The sequence below is a fragment of the Desulfobacterales bacterium genome (genome assembly GCA_021647905.1).
Taxonomy (GTDB): Bacteria; Desulfobacterota; Desulfobulbia; order Desulfobulbales; family BM004; genus JAKITW01.
Window position 1 is genome coordinate 1 of sequence record JAKITW010000118.1, and the last position, 3078, is coordinate 3078.

The 3078-nt window shown below is 60.2% G+C and carries 2 protein-coding genes; one reads left to right on the top strand and one right to left on the bottom strand.

Annotation, left to right across the window (positions count from 1 at the left end; genetic code table 11):
• Positions 1-334 precede the first annotated feature (334 nt).
• A complete protein-coding gene (locus tag L3J03_12250) occupies positions 335-949 on the bottom strand; it encodes a methyltransferase domain-containing protein (GenBank protein MCF6291752.1) in 615 nt (204 codons plus the stop codon).
• 377 nt (positions 950-1326) lie between these two features.
• On the opposite strand from L3J03_12250, the gene L3J03_12255 reads away from it, so the two are divergent.
• Positions 1327-3006, top strand: coding sequence for an FAD-dependent oxidoreductase (locus L3J03_12255; protein ID MCF6291753.1), 1680 nt, complete (start codon positions 1327-1329; stop codon positions 3004-3006).
• The last annotated feature ends 72 nt before the right edge of the window (positions 3007-3078 follow it).

A 3078-nucleotide genomic window follows, 5' to 3' on the forward strand; every position in this document is an offset into this window, starting at 1 on the left:
CAGGTCAGCCATACCATCCGGACCGCCAACGGCAACAAGAAGGTGCAATTTTCCCTCCTCTCCCTGCCGCTTTATGCGGTGGAGCAACTGCCCCGGCTCATCGATACGCTGCGGCGGAAATAGCGGGCAGGGGGATGGAAAGGGAGAATGATGAAGATCGAATATCGAAGTAAAAACAACTTTACCGCGGAGGTCGCAGAGGTGCGCAGGGTAAAGTTATTTCAAAAAACCTTCCTCTGCGGTCCTCTGCGTACTCTGCGGTTCAAAATTCTTTTTCCTTTCCCTTTGATATCAGATAATCAAGAGCGCCGGTCCCGCCGGCGCAGTCTCATGCTCAGCAGTTTAATGGCGGCTTCAGGGCGGTGAACACCACCACGGTGGCCGGGTGATCGGTCGGCCGGCCCAAAAAGGTTGCGCTCTGCTCAACGGTCAGGGGCTGCCGGGCCAGGACCCGGATATCGGTGAAGCTCATCCGGGCCAGGAGCATGGGATACTCCCCTTCCGGCCCGAGACCTGCCTCTGGCTCGTCGTTATTATTCACCAGAACCGAGAAGACCAGCAGAGCACCGGGCCGCATGATCCGGAAGACGTTGCGAAAGACCTGGTCCTTGTCAGTACAGAGGTTAACCACGCAGTTCGATATCAGGATATCGGCGTAGGTCCTGGGATGGGGCGTGACCTCGATATCAGCGACCCTGAAGGCGGACCGCTCGGTCAGCCCGGCCGCGGCCGCGGCCCGCCGGGCCCGGTCGATCATCGCCGGGTCAATGTCAATCCCGAACACCCGGCCCTGTTGTCCCACCTGGCGGGCCGCCGTGACTGTATCAGCACCGGCGCCGCAGCCCAGGTCCACCACCGAGGCGCCGGGCGCCATCCCGGAAAGACCCACGGAATCGCCGCAGCCGGTTACAAGGCGGCGAATCGATTCCCGCACCATGTCGTTACTCATTTCCATACCCTGCCTTGTTCCGCCGGGCTGCGTCGCGCCCGTTCCATCACTTCACGCTTAAACCCACAGTTTAGCATATCCCCGGCCAAGAGTACGAGCCGGTTATTACAAAGTGAAAAGTGATGAACTCGTAACAACCCGAAAGGCTTCAAATGCCACCCAATAAAATCAACAAGTTACAAGACGAATCACGTCCGTCGAGCGGGTTGTTGCGAGACCGACAAAAGTGAGAGGTAAAAAAAATATTGCTCAATCGACTTGGGGCCGGATGTCTGGTAAATAAACTTGTTGTTGTTTTCCGGAAACCAGCCTTGACCACAAACCGTTGGCCTTGTTCCCAGCCGCGGTTTACTCCAGCCCAGGAGGGATTATTAAAAATGAGCGCACCAAAACTTGTTATTATCGGCGGGGTTGCCGCCGGGGCATCGGCCGCGGCCAAGGCGCGCCGCTGTAATGAAGATGCGGAAATCATCATCTTTGAAAAGGGGGCGGATATCTCCTACGCCACCTGCGGCATGCCCTATTACCTCTCCGGGGTGATCAAGAAACGAAAAAAGCTCCAGGTGGTCACCGCCTCTTTTTTCAAGAAACGGTTCAACGTCGATGTCCGCACCGGCCATGAGGTCATTAACATCGATCCCCAGACCCGCAGTGTGACGGTCAGGGAGCTTGCCACCAACACCGAGTTCAGCGAGTCCTATGACAAGCTGGTCCTGGCCCCGGGCGGTACGCCGGTCATCCCGCCGGTCCCCGGGGCGGACAGGCCCATTGTCCATACCCTGAAGACCCTGGAGGATACGGACCGGATCCACGGCCTGCTCCAGGAGATGAAGCCCAAAAAAGCAGTGATCATCGGCGCCGGCCTGATCGGCATGGAGGTGGCCGAGAACCTGGCCCTGCTCGATATCCAGGTGTCGGTGGTGGAGTTCATGCCCCGGATCCTCGGCTTTCTCGACCAGGAGATGGCTGAGCTGGTTTGCCGCCATGCCCGGGACAAGGGAATCCGATTTTATCTCTCGGAAAAGATGACCGCGATTGTCGATAATAACGGCCAGGAGGTGGTGCGGACCGATACGGGTAAGGAACTGCCCGCCGACCTGATCATCATGTCGGTCGGCATCAGGCCCGATACCCGGCTGGCCCGGGACGCCGGGATCGAACTGGGCGACCGGGGCGGGGTCAAGGTTGACGAACAGATGCGGACCAGCGTGGCGGATATCTTTGCGGCCGGCGACTGCGTGGAGAGCATCAACCAGGTCACCGGCCGGCCGATGCTCCTGCCCATGGGCTCGGTGGCCAACAAGCAGGGCCGGGCCGCGGGCGCCAATGCCATGGGCCGGGAGATCGCGGTCAAGGGGTTCACCGCCACCGTCATTGTCAAGGTCTTTGACAAAACCGTGGCCAAGACCGGGTTGTCGGAACAGGAGGCCCTGGCCGAGGGGTTTGCCCCCTTTGTCACCTATCTGGTGGCCGACCACCATGCCGGCTACTATCCGGGCGCCCGGCCGCTGACCATCAAGACCGTGGCCGACCAGGATTCCGGCCGGCTGCTCGGGGCCCAGATCATCGGCGAGGCAGGGGTTGACAAACGGATCGACGTCTTTTCCACTGCCATCTACAACCGGATGAACCAGGAGGAGTTGATCCATCTCGATCTGGCCTATGCGCCGCCCTTTTCCTCGGCCCGGGACCCGGTCATCGTGTCAGGCGCCGTGGCCCAGAACTTCAAGGCCGGTGACTGGCAGCCGATCACCCCCGCTGAATTGAACAGAAAAATCATTAACAACGAAAATTTCGTGCTGGTCGATGTGCGGACCAGGCGGGAGTTGGAAAAGACCGGGATCATTCCCGGGGCCCTGCATATCCCCCTGGACGAACTGCGCGAACGGCTCAGCGAACTTGACCCGCGGCAGCAGACAATCCTCTACTGCGCCGTGGGGCTGCGCTCCTATGTGAGCCACCGGCTGCTGGCCATGCACGGCTTCGGCAATCTCCTGTCGCTGACCGGCGGCTTTGGCTGCTGGACATATGAAACCAGCCCGTTCCCGGCCGGTTGATGCAGGGTGCAGGGTGCAGGGTGCAGGGTGCCGGGTGCAGGGTGCAGGGTGCCGGGTCCAGGGTGCAGGTGT

Coding starts and splice junctions, on each gene's coding strand:
- L3J03_12250 (MCF6291752.1), bottom strand. CDS start 949: ATGAGTAACGACATGGTGCGGGAATCGATTCGCCGCCTTGTAACCGGC.
- L3J03_12255 (MCF6291753.1), top strand. CDS start 1,327: ATGAGCGCACCAAAACTTGTTATTATCGGCGGGGTTGCCGCCGGGGCA.